The organism is Microbacterium sp. NPDC055357 (genome assembly GCF_053644835.1).
Genome location: NZ_JBSHLZ010000001.1, coordinates 544,864 through 561,929, shown reverse-complemented (window position 1 = coordinate 561,929; position 17,066 = coordinate 544,864). Strand labels below are relative to the sequence as shown.

The 17,066-nt window shown below is 71.4% G+C and carries 19 protein-coding genes; 9 read left to right on the top strand and 10 right to left on the bottom strand.

The window, feature by feature from the left end; all coding sequences use genetic code 11:
- Positions 1 to 7: 7 nt before the first annotated feature.
- From ACWICD_RS02305 to ACWICD_RS02295, 3 genes are read right to left on the bottom strand one after another with little or no spacing between them, the layout of a single operon-like run.
- Complete coding sequence (locus tag ACWICD_RS02305; protein ID WP_376131146.1) at positions 8 to 490, bottom strand: SIP domain-containing protein; 483 nt, start codon at positions 488 to 490, stop codon at positions 8 to 10.
- A gap of 55 nt (positions 491 to 545) precedes the next feature.
- Positions 546 to 1,277, bottom strand: a complete 732-nt coding sequence (locus ACWICD_RS02300) for a tyrosine-protein phosphatase (RefSeq protein ID WP_376131149.1) — start codon at positions 1,275 to 1,277, stop codon at positions 546 to 548.
- A 5-nt stretch (positions 1,278 to 1,282) separates the two neighbouring features.
- Positions 1,283 to 1,759 carry a carboxymuconolactone decarboxylase family protein gene (locus tag ACWICD_RS02295; RefSeq protein ID WP_376131152.1) on the bottom strand — a complete coding sequence of 159 codons (477 nt, stop codon included), beginning with the start codon at positions 1,757 to 1,759 and terminating at the stop codon, positions 1,283 to 1,285.
- A gap of 192 nt (positions 1,760 to 1,951) precedes the next feature.
- Between ACWICD_RS02295 and ACWICD_RS02290 the strand changes: the two genes are divergently transcribed.
- Genes ACWICD_RS02290 through ACWICD_RS02260 form a run of 7 tightly spaced genes read left to right on the top strand, consistent with a single transcriptional unit; the run spans position 1,952 to position 8,286 of the window.
- Positions 1,952 to 3,454 (top strand): ABC transporter substrate-binding protein, encoded by a 1,503-nt coding sequence (locus ACWICD_RS02290; RefSeq protein ID WP_376131154.1) that lies wholly within the window; start codon positions 1,952 to 1,954, stop codon positions 3,452 to 3,454.
- Entirely contained in the window at positions 3,451 to 4,401 is a 951-nt protein-coding gene (locus ACWICD_RS02285) for an ABC transporter permease (protein WP_376131157.1), read from the top strand. The genes ACWICD_RS02290 and ACWICD_RS02285 overlap by 4 nt, the downstream gene beginning before the upstream one ends.
- Positions 4,398 to 5,303 (top strand): ABC transporter permease, encoded by a 906-nt coding sequence (locus tag ACWICD_RS02280; protein WP_376131160.1) that lies wholly within the window; start codon positions 4,398 to 4,400, stop codon positions 5,301 to 5,303. Before ACWICD_RS02285 ends, ACWICD_RS02280 begins: the two co-directional genes overlap by 4 nt.
- A complete protein-coding gene (locus ACWICD_RS02275; RefSeq protein WP_376131163.1) occupies positions 5,300 to 6,088 on the top strand; it encodes an ATP-binding cassette domain-containing protein in 789 nt (262 codons plus the stop codon). Before ACWICD_RS02280 ends, ACWICD_RS02275 begins: the two co-directional genes overlap by 4 nt.
- Positions 6,085 to 6,891: an ABC transporter ATP-binding protein gene (locus tag ACWICD_RS02270; protein WP_376131166.1), complete on the top strand. Its 807-nt coding sequence runs from the start codon at positions 6,085 to 6,087 to the stop codon at positions 6,889 to 6,891. Before ACWICD_RS02275 ends, ACWICD_RS02270 begins: the two co-directional genes overlap by 4 nt.
- 38 nt (positions 6,892 to 6,929) lie before the next feature.
- Positions 6,930 to 7,994 (top strand): M4 family metallopeptidase, encoded by a 1,065-nt coding sequence (locus tag ACWICD_RS02265; RefSeq protein WP_376131169.1) that lies wholly within the window; start codon positions 6,930 to 6,932, stop codon positions 7,992 to 7,994.
- Between the two features lie 4 nt (positions 7,995 to 7,998).
- The gene (locus tag ACWICD_RS02260) at positions 7,999 to 8,286 is read left to right on the top strand and encodes a protealysin inhibitor emfourin (RefSeq protein WP_376131172.1); all 288 of its coding nucleotides are present in this window, start codon (positions 7,999 to 8,001) and stop codon (positions 8,284 to 8,286) included.
- Between the two features lie 74 nt (positions 8,287 to 8,360).
- Here ACWICD_RS02260 and ACWICD_RS02255 read toward each other — a convergent pair whose 3' ends face one another.
- A complete protein-coding gene (locus ACWICD_RS02255; protein WP_454139151.1) occupies positions 8,361 to 9,071 on the bottom strand; it encodes a uracil-DNA glycosylase in 711 nt (236 codons plus the stop codon).
- Between the two features lie 8 nt (positions 9,072 to 9,079).
- Positions 9,080 to 9,868, bottom strand: a complete 789-nt coding sequence (locus tag ACWICD_RS02250) for an SDR family oxidoreductase (RefSeq protein ID WP_376131178.1) — start codon at positions 9,866 to 9,868, stop codon at positions 9,080 to 9,082.
- A gap of 135 nt (positions 9,869 to 10,003) precedes the next feature.
- On the opposite strand from ACWICD_RS02250, the gene ACWICD_RS02245 reads away from it, so the two are divergent.
- Both ACWICD_RS02245 and metX read left to right on the top strand, forming a co-directional pair.
- A complete protein-coding gene (locus ACWICD_RS02245) occupies positions 10,004 to 11,326 on the top strand; it encodes a bifunctional o-acetylhomoserine/o-acetylserine sulfhydrylase (protein ID WP_454139150.1) in 1,323 nt (440 codons plus the stop codon).
- 81 nt (positions 11,327 to 11,407) lie between these two features.
- The gene (metX, locus tag ACWICD_RS02240) at positions 11,408 to 12,610 is read left to right on the top strand and encodes a homoserine O-acetyltransferase MetX (protein ID WP_376129785.1); all 1,203 of its coding nucleotides are present in this window, start codon (positions 11,408 to 11,410) and stop codon (positions 12,608 to 12,610) included.
- Here the strand turns inward: metX and ACWICD_RS02235 are convergent, their stop codons facing one another.
- Genes ACWICD_RS02235 through ACWICD_RS02215 form a run of 5 tightly spaced genes read right to left on the bottom strand, consistent with a single transcriptional unit; the run spans position 12,611 to position 17,055 of the window.
- Entirely contained in the window at positions 12,611 to 13,354 is a 744-nt protein-coding gene (locus tag ACWICD_RS02235) for an NUDIX hydrolase (protein ID WP_376129788.1), read from the bottom strand. It lies immediately after the preceding gene.
- A complete protein-coding gene (locus ACWICD_RS02230) occupies positions 13,351 to 14,598 on the bottom strand; it encodes an MFS transporter (protein ID WP_376129875.1) in 1,248 nt (415 codons plus the stop codon). The genes ACWICD_RS02235 and ACWICD_RS02230 overlap by 4 nt, the downstream gene beginning before the upstream one ends.
- Positions 14,599 to 14,648: 50 nt before the next feature.
- Positions 14,649 to 14,963, bottom strand: coding sequence for a thiamine-binding protein (locus ACWICD_RS02225; protein ID WP_376129791.1), 315 nt, complete (start codon positions 14,961 to 14,963; stop codon positions 14,649 to 14,651).
- Complete coding sequence (locus tag ACWICD_RS02220; RefSeq protein ID WP_376129794.1) at positions 14,960 to 16,198, bottom strand: glycosyltransferase 87 family protein; 1,239 nt, start codon at positions 16,196 to 16,198, stop codon at positions 14,960 to 14,962. The genes ACWICD_RS02225 and ACWICD_RS02220 overlap by 4 nt, the downstream gene beginning before the upstream one ends.
- Positions 16,199 to 16,230: 32 nt before the next feature.
- On the bottom strand, positions 16,231 to 17,055 hold the full coding sequence (locus ACWICD_RS02215; protein ID WP_376129797.1) for an ADP-dependent NAD(P)H-hydrate dehydratase: 825 nt from the start codon (positions 17,053 to 17,055) through the stop codon (positions 16,231 to 16,233).
- Positions 17,056 to 17,066 lie beyond the last annotated feature (11 nt).

The following is a 17,066-nucleotide window of genomic DNA, read 5'->3' as shown; positions in this document are numbered from 1 at the left end:
GCGTGCGCTACCGCGAGCCGCCCGCGGGGGCCAGCCCGTACTTCGCGGGCGTGTGGATGGCCGCCGCAGCGATGCCGTTGCGCGTCGTGAGGTGGTCGACGATGTCGGCCGTGCCGAGATAGCCGCCGAGCAGGTGGATGCGGGTCTCATCGTCGGCGCCGCAGAGCATCTCGTCGGCCCACGCCGTGACGGCACGCGCGAGGGCCTGGCCTGCCGCGCACCCGCGCCCCGTGCCCGGATCCCCCGAACGGCGGGCGCGGTCGAGCCAGGTCAGCGTCATGCGCGCGGGGACGACGATGTCGGCCTGCCACGTGGCATCCGGAATCTCGATGAAGACGCGACCCGTCGAACACAGCGGGAGCGTCGCGAGCAGAGTCTCGAGCTCGGTGAGCGAGGTCTCGTCGGCCGTGATGAGGTGCTGCACACGCGTATGCCGCGATGCACGGCATGCCGACGCGCTGTGCGCAGTCTCGTTCCCCGGGGTGCTCATGATGCTTCGACTATACCCGAATGTAGGCATGCCTAACCTGACATGGGGAAGATTCTCACCCGACGAGGATGCGACGCAGTTCGACGATCTCGTCATCGCCCAGGCCGTGCGCGCGCAGGTATTCGCCGGGTGATCCGTAGACCTCGTCGACGCGCGCGAGAGCATCGTGCATGACGTGCGCGGGCGAACGGGTCGCGAGCTCTTCGAGGTGCACCGCTTCGGGATGCTGCGCACGCAGCCAGGCGAGCACCTGTCGGTTGCGCCGCTCGGGCAGGAGCGTCTCGGAGCGTGCGTAGTCCGCCACGACGGCGTCGGCGTCGACGCCTGCGGCGGCGAGCGTGAGGGCGACTGTGACTCCCGTGCGATCCTTGCCGACCGTGCAGTGCACGAGCACGGGCTGGTCGGTGACGATGCCGCGGACGACATCGACGACACCCTCCGACGAGTCCTCGAGCAGCAGGCGGTACATGTCGGCGAGGCTCAGGTCCTGCTCGAAGAACGACGCGACCGAGCCGAGGAACAGCGGCACGCGCTGCACTTCGATCCCGAGCCCGTCGATGAGGCTCGGCGCCGAGGACACCTCGTCCTCGTCGCGCAGGTCGATGACGCGGCGGATGCCGAGGGTCCCCAGCGAGGCCCGTCCGGAATCGTCGACGCGCGCGAGATTGCCCGAGCGGAAGAGCACGCCCGATCGCGTCTGTGCGCCGCCGGCGGGCAGACCGCCGACGTCGCGGAAGTTCGTCGCCCCCGAGACCAGGACGGCGTCCTCGTCGGCCCGACGGTCCATGCCCGTCACGTCTGTTCGGCGCCGCGCGGCGGCACGGGATACCGGCCGGCGATCGTGATGCGATTGAACGCGTTGATCGTCACGAGCAGCCAGCTCAGGGCGACGTACTCCTTCTCGCTGAGGATGCTCCCCACCCGGTCGTAGACGTCGTCGGGGATGCCGTCCTCGTGGATGAAGGTGAAGGCCTCGGCCAGTTCGAGGCCGGCGCGCTCGCGCTCGCTGAAGACACCTGAGTCGCGCCATGCCGCGATCTGGGCGATGACGTCGGCGTCGACGCCCGCCGCGACGGCGCGGTCCACGTGCACGCGCACGCAGTAGGCGCAGCCGTTCAGCTGCGACGCGTGGATCTGCACGATCTCTTTGATGCGGGCGTCCAGACCCGCTTCGGCGGCGATCCCGCCGACGGTCTTGGCCAGCCCGTCGAGCGCGGCGTAGGCCTCACGGGCGGATCGGGACAGGTGCACCCGCGGCTCAGGAGTCATGCTGCCAGCGTACTCACGGCCCGCCGCAGACGGCTCCCCTCCCGCGCCCGGATCAGCCCGCCCCGCGCGTCACGGATTGTTCTGGCGGGCCCGGGGAACTCTAGGCTTGTCTCCGCACTGGTCGAACCTGCCGATCACCCACCTCGAGGCCGGCATCCGAACAGCATCGGATGCCCCTCCGAAAGGACTCGCATGCACCGCCGCACAGCCTTCGCCGCCGGCCTCGTCGTCACGGGAGCGCTGCTCCTCAGCTCGTGCGCGAGCCCAGACCCGGCGCCGACGTCGACGGGCTCCCCCGACGCCGACGCATCGGTCGCGATCCGGCTCGTGCTCGAACCGGGCAACCTCGACATCCGCGAGACCGCGGGAGCGGCGCTGGACCAGATCCTGATGGACAACATCTACCAGGGGCTCGTCGCGCGCACACCCGAGCAGGACATCGTGCCCGCCCTCGCCGAGGACTGGGCCGTCTCGCCCGACGGGCTCGAGTACACCTTCACGGTGCGCGAGGGGGTCCTCTTCCACGACGGTCAGGAACTCACGGCGCAAGATGTCGTGTGGTCGCTGGAGACCCGCAAGGCCACCCCCGCATGGCGGGACTCCGGGCGCCTCGCCAACGTGACCTCGATCACGGCCGACGGCCAAGAGGTCACGCTCAGCCTCGAGGAGCCCGACTCCAGCCTGCTGTGGAACCTCACGGGCCGTGCGGGCGTCATCCTCAAGCAGGACGACACCGTCGACTACAAGACGTCGGCCAACGGCACGGGACCGTTCACCTTCGGCACGTGGCGCCAGGGCGACAGCATCACGTTCGACCGCAACCCCGAGTACTGGGGCGATGCCGCGGGCGTCGCGGAGGTCGTCTTCGACTACATCCCCGACAACCAGGCGGCCCTCAACGCCGCCCTCGCGAACGAGATCGACGTCGTGACGGGCTTCGACGCCAACCTGGCCGAGCAGATCGAGGCCGGCGGCGACTTCACCGTCGTGCTCGGGCAGTCCACCGACAAGGGCACGCTCGCGATGAACCAGACGTCCGGCCCGCTCGCCGACGAGCGCGTGCGCCAGGCGATCCGACAGGCGATCGACCACGACGCCTTCGTCGAAGCCCTCGCGTCGGGCTCGACGCTCTACGGCCCGATCCCCGAGCTCGACCCCGGCTGGGAGGACCTCGCCGACGTCGCCCCCCACGACCCCGCTGCCGCGCGCGAGCTGCTCGCCGAGGCCGGAGCCGAGGACATCGACCTCACCCTGACGATCCCGAACTTCTACGCCACGACGATCCCGCAGATCCTCGTGTCGAACCTGCACGAAGTGGGCATCACGCTCGAAGTCGAGTCGGTGGACTTCCCGACGTGGCTGACCGATGTGTACACGAACAAGGATTACGAGCTCAGCTTCGTGCTGCACACCGAAGCACGCGACTTCGAGAACTGGGCCGATCCCGACTACTACTTCACCTACGACAACCCCGAGGTGCAGGAGCTGTTCGCCCAGTCCCTCGCGGCGGTCGACGAAGCCGAGGCCTCACGACTGCTGGCCGAGGCCGGTCGCCTCGTGTCGGAAGACGCGGCCGCCGATTGGCTGTTCAGCGGCGCCTCCGTCGTCGCCGTGGGCACTAACATCGCGAGTATGCCCTCGATCAACGTGAACGAGCGCCTCAACCTGGCAGAGCTGACCAAGAGCGACGGGTGATCCGGTACGCGCTGACGCGGTCGGCCCTGCTCATCGTCGGGCTGTTCGTCGCCAGCGTCCTGATCTTCCTGACGCTGCGCGTGCTTCCGGGTGACGTCGCGCAGCTCATCGCCGGGGTGGGCAGCTCCCCCGCGCAGGTCGACGCGATCCGCGCGCAGCTGGGCCTGGATCGGCCCCTCACGGCGCAGTACGCAGACTGGATCGGCGGCATCTTCCGCGGTGACCTCGGCACGTCGCTGCTGACGGGGTCGGGCGTCGTCGACGAACTCGTCGAGAAGTCCCAGGTGACGGTGCCCCTGGGCATCATGTCGATGGTCATCGCGCTGCTCATCAGCGTGCCGTTCGGTGTGCTGTCGGCGATGCGCCGTGGCCGCGCCGACGGCACGGCACTGAACGTCGGCGCACAGCTGCTCGCCGCCGTGCCCGTCGTGTGGGCCGGCATGATGCTCGTCGTCGTCTTCGCCGTCTGGCTCGGGTGGCTTCCCGCGCAGGGGTTCCCCCGGGCGGGGTGGAACGAGCCGGGGGCGGCGTTGCGGTCGCTCCTGCTGCCCGCGCTCACGATCGGCATCGTCGAGGGAGCCATGCTGCTGCGGTTCGTGCGCAGCGCGACGCTGCAGGCCGTCGGGCAGGACTTCGTGCGCACCGCCGCCGCGAAAGGGCTCACCCGCAACGCCGCGCTCATCCGGCACGGGCTTCCGGTCGTCGGCCTGTCGGTCATCACGGTGCTCGGTCTGCAGGTCGCGGGCATCATCGTCGGCGCCGTCGTGATCGAGCAGCTGTTCACCCTGCCCGGAGTCGGTCGCATGCTCGTGGCCGACGTCGGCGCGCGTGATCTGCCCAAGGTGCAGGGCGAGCTGCTCGTGCTCACCGGCTTCGTGCTCATCGTCGGATTCCTCGTCGACCTCGCGCACCGCGCGATCGACCCCCGCCAGCGGGAGGCATCGTGACACGAACGGATGCCGCACCGGGCCGCTGGGCATGGCTCGGCCGGCTGTGGCGCCTGACGACGGGGCGGTTCGGCCTCATCGTCGTGGCCGCGATCGCCCTCACGGCCCTCGTCGCGGGAGTGTGGACGCCGTTCGATCCGCAGCAGGTCGCCATCTCGAACCGCTGGGCGGGGCCGGGCTGGCCGCACCTGCTCGGCACCGACGGATCGGGGCGCGACATCCTGAGCCTCATCATGGCGGGCTCGCGCACGGCGATCTTCGTCGCCGTCGGGGCGGGCATCATCGCGACCGTCATCGGCGTCTCGCTCGCTGCGCTCGGCGCGCTCACGGCACGGTGGGTGCGCGAATCGGTCGCCGTCTTCGTCGACATCCTGATCGCCTTCCCCGTGCTCATCATCGCCATGATGATCTCGGCCGTGTGGGGCGGAGGCCTGTGGGTCGTCATCTGGGCGGTCGGGATCGGATTCGGGGTCAACATCGCGCGGGTGACCCGGCCCGAGCTCCGTCGCGTCCTGCACAGCGACTTCGTGCTCGCGGGGCGTGCGTCGGGCCTGAACCCCGCCCAGAACCTGTTCCGGCACCTGCTCCCCAACGTCGCACCCGTCTTCATCGTGCAGCTGTCGTGGGGCATGGCCGTCGCGATCCTCGCCGAGGCGGGGCTGTCGTACCTCGGCTTCGGCGCGCCCGTCACCGAGCCGTCGTGGGGTGTCCTGCTGCGCGATCTGCAGGCCTACATCACGGTGCATCCGCTCTCGGTGGTCTGGCCGGGACTCGCGATCACCCTGACCGTCCTCGGGCTCAATCTGCTCGGCGACGGCCTGCGCGAGGCGACCGACCCGACCCTCAGCCGCGGCGCCGCGCGACGCGCCGCCCGCATCCCCGTGCCGGAGGTGGTCGCGTGAGCCTCGAAGTGACCGATCTCGTGATCGAGATCGCCGGGCGACGCGTCGTCGACGGCGCATCGTTCGCGGTGCCCGACGGAGCCCGCCTCGGCCTCATCGGCGAGTCCGGGTCGGGCAAGTCGCTCACGGCACTGGCGATCCTGGGCCTCCTCCCCGACGAGGCGAGTGCGACCGGGTCGATCCGCTGGAACGGGCGCGAGCTGCTCGGCCTGAGCGACCGTGAGCTCGCCGAGATCCGCGGCGATGAGATCGGGATCGTCTTCCAAGAGCCGCGCACGGCGCTCAATCCGATCCGCACGGTCGGCAGGCAGATCGCCGAGTCCGTGCGGATCCACGAGCGCGCATCGAAGAAGGATGCCGCCGCTCGCGCGGTCGTCGAGGCGGCGCGCGTCGCGCTGCCCGATCCCGCCCGCATCGTCTCGCGCTACCCGCACCAGCTCTCGGGCGGGCAGCGTCAGCGGGTCGCCATCGCGATGGCGCTCGCATGCCGCCCGCGCCTGCTCATCGCCGATGAGCCGACGACGGCCCTCGACGTGACGATCCAGTCCGAGATCCTCGAGCTGCTGCACTCCCTCGTGAAGGACGACGGCATGTCGCTCGTCTTCATCACGCACGACCTCGCGGTGCTGTCGCGGATCGCGACGCACGGCATCGTCCTCGAGCACGGCCGCGTCGTCGAGGACGCCCCCGTGGCGCAGCTGCTCACGGCGCCGGCATCCGTCGTGACGGAGGGGCTCCTGCGCGATGCGACGGCGACGCTGTGGCGACCCGGGGTCGACCGATGAGCGCCGGATCCGACGTGCTGCTGCGCGGGCGCGGGCTCACGCGCCGACACGCGGTGCCGAAGCGGACCCTGTTCGAGAAGCGCACCTTCACGACGGCTCTCGACGACGCCGACGTCGATGTGCGCGAAGGCTCCGCGCTGGGGATCATCGGCGAATCGGGATCGGGCAAGTCGACGCTCGTGCGGCTGCTGCTCGCTCTCGACACCCCCACGGCGGGGACGGTCGAGTTCGACGGCCGCCGCGTCGATGCGAGGGCGCCGGCTCGTGCGCTGCACTGGCTGCGCCGCGAGACGGGGATCGTCTTCCAGGATCCGTACGCGTCGCTGGATCCGCGCATGAGCATCGGCCGGATCATCGGCGAGCCGCTGTGGGCGCTGGGCATCGACGGCGATCGCCGCTCCCGCGTGCGGGAGGTGCTCTCGCAGGTCGGCCTCGAGGCCGACATGGCCGCGCGGTTCCCGCACGAGTTCTCCGGCGGTCAACGCCAGCGCATCGCCCTGGCGCGCGCCATCGTGCATCGGCCGCGGCTGCTGATCGGCGACGAGCCGCTGTCGGCGCTCGATGTCACGGTGCGCGCGCAGATCCTCGCCCTCATCGCCGAGATGCGCGAGCGCGACGGCCTCACCCTCGTGCTCGTCTCGCACGATATCGGCGTCGTGCAGAACCTCTGCGACGAGGTCATCGTCATGAAGGACGGCAGCATCGTCGAAGAGGGCCCCACCGAGAAGGTGCTGCTGCAGCCGCAGGTGTCGTACACGCGGCGACTCCTCGCCTCGATCCCCGTCATCGACCCCGACACCTGACCTGCCGCGATGTCCGGCGCCGGGGCTACTCTCGCAGCATGACAGCGATCGTCCCTCCGTACCTGCTCGCCCGCATCGCCGCGGTGCAGGAGCCGCAGTGGGCCCGGGCGGCCGCGGCCGCCCGGGCGACGCTCCTCGCGTCGCGCGACTACCGCCCGCAGCGCACTCGGCTTCAGCTCTCGATCGACGAAGACGGCTCGCTCGTGGTCGAGACGGCGCCCGGTCCCGACCGCACGATCTCAGACGCGCAGAACCGCGAGACGCTGCCGGGGGTGCACGTGCGCGGCGAAGACGACCCCGCGTCGGGCGACGCCGCCGTCGACGAGGCGTTCGACGGCCTCGGCATCACGTTCGACTTCTTGTGGGATGCCTTCGCCCGCAACGGTCTCGACGGGCTCGGGGGTGAGCTGCTGGCGACGGTGCACTACGGCAGCGATTACGACAACGCGTTCTGGAACGGCGAACGCATGGTGTTCGGCGACGGCGACGGCGAGGTGTTCACGGGATTCACCCGGTCGCTGACGGTCATCGCGCACGAGCTCGCGCACGGCATCGTCGAGTCCTCGGGCGGACTCGAGTACCGCGACCAGTCCGGCGCGCTGAACGAGTCGGTCGCCGACGTGCTGGGTGTCCTCGCCGAGCAGCACCATCTGGGCCAGACCGCCGACGACGCGACATGGCTGGTCGGCGAGGGTATCTTCACCGATGCCGTCGAAGGCCACGCGCTGCGCTCGCTCGCGGCACCGGGAACCGCCTATGACGACGACGTCCTCGGCCGTGACCCGCAGCCGGCGCACATGCGCGACTTCATCGTGACGCCCGACGACAACGGCGGGGTGCACATCAACTCCGGCATCCCCAACCACGCGTTCTATCTCGTCGCGACGGCGCTCGGCGGGCGGGCGTGGGAGCGCGCCGGCCGCATCTGGTACCGCGCGCTGACGTCGGGCACGCTCGCCCCCGATGCCGACTTCGTCGCGTTCGCCGACGCGACGGTGCGGGCCTCGGCGGCGGAGTACGGTGAGGAGTCAGAGGAGGTCGCCGCCGTCCGTGCCGGCTGGGCGGGCGTCGGCGTCGATGTGGATGCAACGCACGCAGCCTGACCCGGTGCCCGTCGTCGTGGTCACCCGCACGGGCGGGGTCGCGGGTATGCGCCGCGCGTGGCGCGCCGAGCCCGGCCCCGACGAGGCGCCCGTGCTCATCGAGCTCATCGAGCAGTGCCCGTGGGACGCCGTGGCCGACCCGTGCGATCCGCCGCGCGGGGCGGATCGCTTCGTCTGGCGCATCCACGCCCGCTGCGACGACGACCGCGAGCATGACGCCGAGCTCGCCGACGCCGAGCTCACGGGCGCGTGGCGCGCGCTCGTCGACGCCGTCCGGGCCTGGGGGTCGTGAGCCGCCGGCCGGTCCGCGCACCGGAGAGAACGAGCGTGTCGCGGACGACAGCGCGCCGGGAGAGAACGAGCGCGTCAGCCGGCCGTGCCGGGCGGAGCGGACACGCGCCAGTCGACGGGCTCGGCACCCCGCTCCGCGAGGAGTGCGTTGGCCCGCGAGAAGGGGCGCGACCCGAAGAAGCCGCGGCTCGCCGAAAGGGGTGACGGGTGCGGCGATTCGACGACGGGCGTCGCACCGAGGAGCGGGCGCAGGCCCGCGGCATCCCTCCCCCAGAGGATCGCCACGAGCGGCGTGTCGCGGGCGACGAGCGTGCGGATCGCGTGCTCGGTGACACGCTCCCAGCCCCAGCCGCGGTGCGACGCGGGTTGTCCGGGCGCGACGGTGAGCACGCGGTTGAGCAGCATGACCCCCTGATCGCTCCACGCGGACAGATCGCCGTGCGGCGCGGGCGGCAGGCCCAAGTCGGTCTCGAGCTCGCGGTAGATGTTGGTCAGGCTGCGCGGCAGCGGACGCACGCCGCTCTCGACGGCGAAAGAGAGCCCGATGGGGTGGCCGGGCGTCGGATAGGGGTCCTGCCCGACGATGAGCACGCGCACATCGGCGAGGGGACGCTGGAACGCCCGCAGCACGCGCTCCCCCGCCGGCAGGTAGCCGCGCCCCGCCGCGACCTCGCCCCGCAGCCGCTCACCGAGCGCCGCGATGTCGTCGGCGACCGGCGCGAGCGCGTCGGCCCACCCGGGATCCATCAGACCGGCGCCCGCGAGCTCGGGCAGGGTCGTCGCCACCGCGGTGCTCAGTCCTCGCGGCCGCCGCGCACCGTGAGGGTGCCGCGCGCGAGCAGGTGCTGCGCCGACTGGGCGACGGGGCGCATCGTGACGAGGTCGAGATTGACGTGACCGGGTGCATCGAGCGCGTACGCGATCACATCGGCGACGTCGTCGGCCGTGAGCGGATCCGCCACGCCCTCGTACACGCGTTCGGCCGCGGCCCGATTGCCGCCGAGCCGGTTGACCGTGAACTCGGGCGTGTAGACCATGCCGGGCGCGATCTCGATGACGCGGATGGGCTCGCCGTTGAGTTCGAGGCGCAGGGCATGCGCGAGCATCGCCTCGCCGGCCTTCGCTGCGTTGTATCCGGCGCCGCCGGCGTAGGCGTTGTGGGCCGCGGTGGAGGTGACGAACAGCGTGTCGGCGTGACCGTCGGATGCCGCGGCGTCACGCAGCAGCGGAAGGATCGCGGCGACGACGCGCTGCGCCGACAGCACGTTGACATCGAACATCCACTGCCAGTCCTCGACGCGTCCGTCCTCGACGCGGTCCGTGCCGCGTGCACCGCCGGCGACGTGCACCAGCGCGTGCACGGGGCCCGTGTCGGCGAGCCAGTCCGCGAGCGCCGCGACGTCGGCGTCGCGGGTCAGATCCGCGGCGAACGCGGCGATGCCGATCTCGGCCTCGAGCTTCGCGAGCCGTTCGGCGCGTCGTGCGACGCCCACGACATCCCATCCGCGCGCGCGCAGCGCACGCGCCGCCGCTTCGCCGATCCCCGAACTCGCACCCGTCACGACTGCACGCCTGGTAACCATGCCTCCACGCTACCCGCCGACGTTACGTAACATTTCCCCCGCGTTGTCCGTCGCCCGCCGCCGCCCTACGCTCGGATGAGGTCGCGGCCCGTGCCGCGCCTCCACCAGCCACCACCCGAACCTTCAGGAGCACTCATGTCCGCACCCGAGAACTGGCGCTTCGAAACCAAGCAGATCCACTCGGGCGCCGCGCCCGACCCGACGACCAAGTCGCGGGCGACGCCGATCTATCAGACCACCGCCTACGTCTTCGACAACACCGAGCACGCCGCGAACCTGTTCGCCCTCGCCGAGTTCGGCAACATCTACACGCGCATCCAGAACCCGACGCAGGACGTCGTCGAGCAGCGACTCGCGGCGCTCGAGGGCGGCACGGGAGCACTCCTGCTCGCCAGCGGGCAGTCGGCGACGACCTTCGCGATCCTCAACATCGCACAGGCCGGCGACCACTTCGTCTCGTCGAGCTCGATCTACGGCGGCACCTACAACCTGTTCAAGTTCACCCTGGCCAAGCTCGGCGTCGACGTGACGTTCGTCGACGATCAGGACGACCCCGAGGAGTGGCGCCGCGCGATCCGGCCGAACACGAAGCTGCTGTTCGCCGAGACGATCGGCAACCCGAAGATCAACGTGCTCGACATCCGCACGGTCGCCGACATCGCCCACGAGAACGGCCTGCCGCTCATCGTCGACAACACGATCGCGACGCCGTACCTCATCAAGCCGTTCGAGCACGGCGCCGACATCGTCGTGCACTCGGCGACGAAGTTCCTCGGCGGACACGGCACCACGATGGCCGGTGTCATCGTCGACGGCGGCACGTTCGAGTGGTCCAAGAACGTCGAGAAGTTCCCCGGTCTCACCGAGCCCGATGAGAGCTACCACGGCGCGAGCTACACGGCGGCCGTGGGCGACGGCCTCGCCTACATCATCAAGGCACGCGTGCAGCTGCTGCGCGACCTGGGGCCCGCCATCGCGCCGCAGAGCGCCTGGAACCTCATCCAGGGCATCGAGACGCTGTCGCTGCGCATCGAGCGCCACGTGCAGAACGCGCAGGAGATCGCCGAGTGGCTCGAGAGCCTCGACGACATCGCGTCGGTGAACTACTCCGGGCTGCCGACCTCGCCCTGGTACGACGTGGCGAACACCTACGCGCCGAAGGGCGTGGGCGCCGTGCTCTCGTTCGAGCTCAAGGGCGGCGTCGACGCGGGGCGCGAGTTCGTCAACTCGCTCACGCTGTTCAGCCACGTCGCCAACATCGGCGACGTGCGCTCGCTCGTCATCCACCCCGCGTCGACGACCCACTCGCAGCTCACGCCCGAGGAGCAGCTCGCCGGCGGAGTGACGCCGGGCCTCGTGCGCCTTTCGGTCGGGCTCGAGAACATCGACGACATCAAGGCCGACCTCGAGCAGGCGCTCGCCGCCGCGCGCCGCCTCTCGGAGGCCGCCCGCGCCTGACCCCTTCCCGCGAGGAGAAGCCGGGGCGGGGGCGACGTAACACGGGGCGGCGGTCGGCCGGGGCGGGAGAGAATGGCACCCATGGACTGGCAGACCTCGGAGGACACCGTTCCCTCCGCTCCCGTCACCGAGGCGGACGCTCGGATGCTGCTGGGGCGGCCTCCCGCGACGGGGGCCTGGCGTGACGGTGATCCGGTCGGCGACCGGCACTTCGCGTCGTTCGGTCCGTTCCGCACCGAGGGCGGCGCGGAGCTGCCGGGCTACCGCCTGGCGTACGAGACGTGGGGCGAGCTGTCACCGCAGCGCGACAACGCGGTCCTCATCCTGCACGCCCTCACCGGCGACAGCCACGTGCGCGGCGCCGCCGCCCCCGGCCACCCCACGTCGGGCTGGTGGGAGTCGATCGTCGGACCCGGCGCGCCCATCGACACCGACCGCTGGTTCGTCGTGGCCCCCAACATGCTGGGCGGATGCCAGGGCTCGACCGGCCCCTCGAGCATCGCGCCCGACGGCTACGAATGGGCGGGGCGATTCCCGTACCTGACGATCCGCGACCAGGTCGCCGCGCAGCTTCCGCTGACGGACGCGCTCGGCATCGACGCGTGGGCGGGCGTCATCGGCGGATCGATGGGCGGGATGCACGCTCTCGAGTGGGCGATCGGTCATCCGGAGCGCGTCGAGCGACTGGCCGTCCTGTCGGCGCCGCCCATCAACACCGCCGACCAGATCGCCCTCAACTCGGTGCAGCTCGAGGCGATCCGCATCGACCCGCGCTTCCAGAACGGCGAATACTACGACTCGGGCGACGGCGACGGGCCGCACCGCGGGCTCGCGCTCGCGCGGCGCATGGCACTGCTGAACTACCGCTCCCCCACCGAGCTCAATCAGCGCTTCCAGCGCTCGTGGCAGTCGGTCGTCAGTCCCCTCGGGCACGGGGGCCGGTTCGCCGTGGAGTCCTACCTCGACTTCCACGGCAACAAGTTCACGCGCCGCTTCGACGCCAACAGCTACCTGACGCTCGTCGAGGCGATGAACTCGCACGACATCGGACGCGACCGCGGCGGCGTCGAGGACGCCCTGGCACGTGTCACGGCGACCACGCTCGTGCTCGGCATCGACAGTGACCGCCTCTTCCCGATCGACGGTCAGCAGCGCATCGGGCGCGGCATCCGCACGCTCGTCGACGACGGCGTCGTGGTGCTGGCGAGCGACTTCGGCCACGACGGGTTCCTCATCGAGACCGCCGCCGTCGGCGCGCATCTGCGACGCCTGCTGGCCGCCTGATCAGTCGGTGCGGATGTAGGTCCACGGCAGCGCGCCGACTTCGAGGCGGTGCCGGGCCGTGCCCGCCCGCGGGGCGTCGGGATCGAACTCGGCGTCTTCGGGCCACAGCATGAACGGCCCGTTCGGCCCCGTACGCGCGACGGAGTCGAAGCGGCGCAGCCCACCGAGTCGTGCGGCGCCGAGCGCGCCCTCGGCCGAGACCTCGTGCTCGAAGCCGTGCAGGGTGACCCAGGTCGGCGGATACAGCGTCGCCTCGCCGCGCGCGTGTCGCTCCAGCAGCCTGCCGGGACGCACCCACTCCGCGGCGACGGCCTCGTGTTCGGAGAGCACGAGGTCGACACCGGATGCCGCCGCGACGAAGAACCACGTGCGGATGCGCAGCGGGATCCCGGGCGGGGGATCCCAGATCGACAGCGGCACGAGGGAGTCGGGGGCGAGCGTGAGCCCCGTCTCCTCCCACGTCTCGCGCACGGCGGCGCGACGCACGACGGCTTCTTCCGGTTCGTCGGCGCTCTCGCGGTCGGCATCGTCCAGCTTGCCCCCGGGAAAGACCCACGCCCCCGCGAACGAGCCCCGATCGGGACGCTGGATGACGAGCACTTCGGCGCCGTCCGTGCCGTCGCGCACGACCACGACCGTCGCAGCGACGGGGATGTCGGGGTCGTCGGCGTCGGCGGGGCGGCGCGGCCGCGCTCCGTCGACCGCGTCGGAGATCACGCGCGCGGCTTCGTCATGGCGGGTCACCCGCCCAGCCTATGCGGCAGTCGCGCCGCACCTCGCCCGGCCGCGACGCGGCGGCGCTCGAGCGACAGGCTCACGGCGGCGAGCAGGACACCGCCGACGGCGAGCAGGACTCCGGCCCACGCGGGGGCGGTGAAGCCCCATCCCGCCGCGATCACGGTGCCGCCGACGAAAGCCCCGATGCTGTTGCCGAGATTGAGCGACGAGTGGTTGACGGCGGCGGCGATCGACTGGTTGTCTTCGGCGACATCCATGAGCCGCGTCTGGATCGTGGGCACGAGCACCGACGAGACCAGTCCCGTCAAGAAGACGAAGAGCCCGAGCGTCCAGATCCACTGCGCCGTGAGCGCGACGAGGATCAGCACGACCGCGAGCGCGATGAGCCCGCCGAGCAGGGAGCGTTTGAGGTCGACGTCGGCGAGATGTCCGCCGATGATGTTGCCGATCATCATGCCCACGCCCATCAGCATGAGCACGATGGGCACGACCCACGCCGGCGACCCCGTGAGCTCGGTCACCATCGGCGCGACGTAGCTGTACACGGCGAAGAATCCGCCGAACCCGACCGACCCGATCGCGAGCGCGAACCACACCTGGCCGATCCGGAACACCTTGAGCTCCGCACGGAACGTGCGTCCGGGGTCTCCCGCGTGCCGCGGCACCGAGAAGGCGATGGCGATCGTGGCGACGGCGAAGATCGCCGCGACGACGAGGAAGGCCGCACGCCATCCCGCTTGCTGCCCCAGGAATGTGCCCAGCGGCACGCCCGCGACGTTCGCGACGGTCAGGCCCGTGAGCACGAACGCGACGCCCTTGGCGCGTTTGCCGGGACCGAGGACGTCGGCGGCGACGAGGGCGCCGATGCCGAAGTATGCGCCGTGCGGCAGGCCCGCGACGAAGCGCGACGCGGCGACGAGCTCGAACGTCGGCATGACGAGCGTCAGGGCGTTGCCCACCGTCAAGGCGAGAGCCAGCCCGATCATGACGCGGTGGCGCGGATGCCTGGCGACCAGGCCCGCGATCGTGGGGGCGCCGACGACGACGCCGAGCGCGTAGAGCGTGATGAGCCAGCCGGCCTGCGCGATCGCGTCGTCCTGGCTCGCCGACCACGTCGCCGGCAGCAGGTCCTGCGCGATGTCGGGCAGCAGGCCCATGACGACGAACTCGGTCATGCCGATGCCGAAGCTGCCGATGGCGAGGGAAAGGAGCGCCCACCTCGCCGCACCCCTCCTCGGCGGAGAGGAGATCACCGGGTCATGCTAGCCGCGTCGCGGCACCCGCGGCGAATCGATTCGACTCAGTCGGTCTCGTCGGCGTCGATCGCGGCTTCGAGGCGCTCCACCTTGGCGTCGAGCTCGCCCGTCCACCCCGGCCGGATGTCGGCTTTCAGCACGAGCGAGACGCGCGATCCGAACGGCATGACGGCCTCGGTCGCGCGGCGCACGACGTCGAACACGTCGTCCCACTCCCCCTCGATCTCGGTGAACATCGAGGTCGTGCGGTGCGGCAGGCCGCTCGCGCGCACGACGCGCACGGCGGCGGCGACGGCGTCGTGCACCGAGCCGTCGGTCGAGCCGGTGCCGCTGGGGGCGACCGAGAAGGCGATGATCATGGTGTTACCTCCGGTTTTCGTGGGGTCCCGACGAGAGCGGATGCCGCGCGGCGGCCCCGAACGAGACGGATCAGCCGCACGACGGTCCAGACGAAGAGCACGATCAGAAGCGCGTTGCGGACGGTCAGGATGCCGACCGCGACGGGGTCGGCCGAGAGCACTTCGCCGTACGTGAGCGGGTAGACCACCTGCGTCAGCGCCGCGAGCAGGAGCCCGAGCGCCGCGGGTCGGCGCCAGCGATCCCGCGCGATCACCAGGCCGACGACGAGCGGCGCGATGAGCCACGTGAGGTACTGCGGTGAGCCGACCTTGTTGAAGACGATGAAGGCGAGCACGAGGGCCAGCGCGAGCGGCGGGAAGAGCGCGACGAAAGGCGCCCCTCGCCGGGCGGCGATCGCCCCGAGCACCGCCACGGCGACGAGCACGGCGATCAGAAGCGGCGTCATGACGGCGATGACGGTGTCGACCTGCGGGCCGGTGACCTGGAAGGTGAGGATGACGGGGTCGTAATAGACGGATGCACCGGGCGCGCGCGCGGCCGCGAGCCACAGGTAGAGCATGCTGACGGGCGCTTCGACCTGCAGGCCCCGTCCCGTCTGCGCCGTCACGAAGCCGAGGGCGTGCGGGGCTCCGCCGAGCAGGGCGACCGTCACGAGCGCGAGGGCGCTCACGATGAGGGCCCCGCAGACGACCGCCACGCGGCGCCGCACCGCGAGGAAGGCCGCGGCGAGCAGCGCTGCGGGCCACACCTTGATCCAGGTCGCGACGGCGAGCAGCACCGAGGCGAGCCAGGGCCGGCCGACGAGCCACAGGCAGCCCGCCACGGCGAGCGGCACCGTGACGGCGTCGAGCCGGTACATCCCGACGGGACCGAGCAGCAGGGCGAACGCGAGCCAGAACCACGCGGCGTGCCGGCGTCCGCGCGATCGCGCATCCCCGACGAGCATCCTGAAGGCGAGCGCATCGCACGCCGTCACGAGTAGGGCCCACGCGATCTCGTATCCCGCGATCCACTCGAGGGCCTGCGCGGCCAGCAGCGGCAGGAGGGCGACCGGCGGATAGATCCAGTCCTCGGCGATTCCCGGGATGCCGCGCCCGTCGAGCGCTTGCAGCGCCCACGGTTCGTAGACGAGATAGACGTCGCCCATGGGCTGATGGGGCAGGGCGAAGCCGAGGCCGGCGACGACGATGTGCACGAGCGCGAACGCGACCCACAGCACTGCCCGCCTCGACACGCTCCCATCGTAGGGGGTGGCCGCCGAGGCGCTCAGGAGTGCGCGAGCACGCCGCCGATCGCGCGCGGAAGCGCCTCGGCGACATCCAGCGCCGTGAGCGGACCGCCGCGCGGACCGAGAGCGGATGCCGCGACCCGAGCGGCGCGAGCGTGCAGCCACGCGGCCGAGGCCGCGAGGTGCGGCAGCGGCGGAGCGGCATCCGGAACCGCGTGAGCAGCAGCGACGAGCGCGCCGAGGACGCCGCCGAGCACATCGCCCGTCCCGGCCGTCGCGAGCCACGGCACGTCGACGTCGACGTCGATGACCTCGGACCCGTCGGCGATGAGCGTCATCGCCCCCTTGAGCAGCACGACCCCGCCCAATTTGCGCGCCGTCTCGGCGACGTCGGTGCGTCGATCGCCCGTGCCGTCGCCGAGCCCGAGCGCCGCTCGCAGCACGGCGTGTTCCCGCGCGTGCGGTGTCACGATGAGCGGCGCGGATGCCCCGGGAGCGAGGTCGAGGGCACCGGCGTCGAGTACGACGGGCTCGTTCTGTGCCAGGATTCCGCGGATCGCCGCCGTCTCGTCGGCGTCGCGGGTCGCGGAATCCGTGCCCGAGCCGATGAGCCAGGCCTGCACCCGCCCCGGTGCCGTGACCGTCTCGGGGCGCCGTGCCAGCACGGGATCCGCGGCCGCGCCGAGGTAGCGCACCATGCCCAGACCCGTGCGCCACGCCGCCTCCACACCGAGCACGGCGGCGCCGGGATAGACGCGCGAGCCGGTGCGCACACCCAGCACGCCCCGGGAATACTTGTCATCGGAGTGCGTCGGCAGACGCACGACGCCGGCGACATCCCGCTCGGTCCACTCGCGAGTCATGCCGACACCCT

What these genes read in the sequence shown, in the direction of transcription:
- ACWICD_RS02305 (WP_376131146.1), bottom strand. Translation starts at nt 490, where the DNA reads ATGAGCACCCCGGGGAACGAGACTGCGCACAGCGCGTCGGCATGCCGT.
- ACWICD_RS02300 (WP_376131149.1), bottom strand. Translation starts at nt 1,277, where the DNA reads ATGGACCGTCGGGCCGACGAGGACGCCGTCCTGGTCTCGGGGGCGACG.
- ACWICD_RS02295 (WP_376131152.1), bottom strand. Translation starts at nt 1,759, where the DNA reads ATGACTCCTGAGCCGCGGGTGCACCTGTCCCGATCCGCCCGTGAGGCC.
- ACWICD_RS02290 (WP_376131154.1), top strand. Translation starts at nt 1,952, where the DNA reads ATGCACCGCCGCACAGCCTTCGCCGCCGGCCTCGTCGTCACGGGAGCG.
- ACWICD_RS02270 (WP_376131166.1), top strand. Translation starts at nt 6,085, where the DNA reads ATGAGCGCCGGATCCGACGTGCTGCTGCGCGGGCGCGGGCTCACGCGC.
- ACWICD_RS02265 (WP_376131169.1), top strand. Translation starts at nt 6,930, where the DNA reads ATGACAGCGATCGTCCCTCCGTACCTGCTCGCCCGCATCGCCGCGGTG.
- ACWICD_RS02250 (WP_376131178.1), bottom strand. Translation starts at nt 9,868, where the DNA reads ATGGTTACCAGGCGTGCAGTCGTGACGGGTGCGAGTTCGGGGATCGGC.
- ACWICD_RS02245 (WP_454139150.1), top strand. Translation starts at nt 10,004, where the DNA reads ATGTCCGCACCCGAGAACTGGCGCTTCGAAACCAAGCAGATCCACTCG.
- metX (WP_376129785.1), top strand. Translation starts at nt 11,408, where the DNA reads ATGGACTGGCAGACCTCGGAGGACACCGTTCCCTCCGCTCCCGTCACC.
- ACWICD_RS02225 (WP_376129791.1), bottom strand. Translation starts at nt 14,963, where the DNA reads ATGATCATCGCCTTCTCGGTCGCCCCCAGCGGCACCGGCTCGACCGAC.
- ACWICD_RS02215 (WP_376129797.1), bottom strand. Translation starts at nt 17,055, where the DNA reads ATGACTCGCGAGTGGACCGAGCGGGATGTCGCCGGCGTCGTGCGTCTG.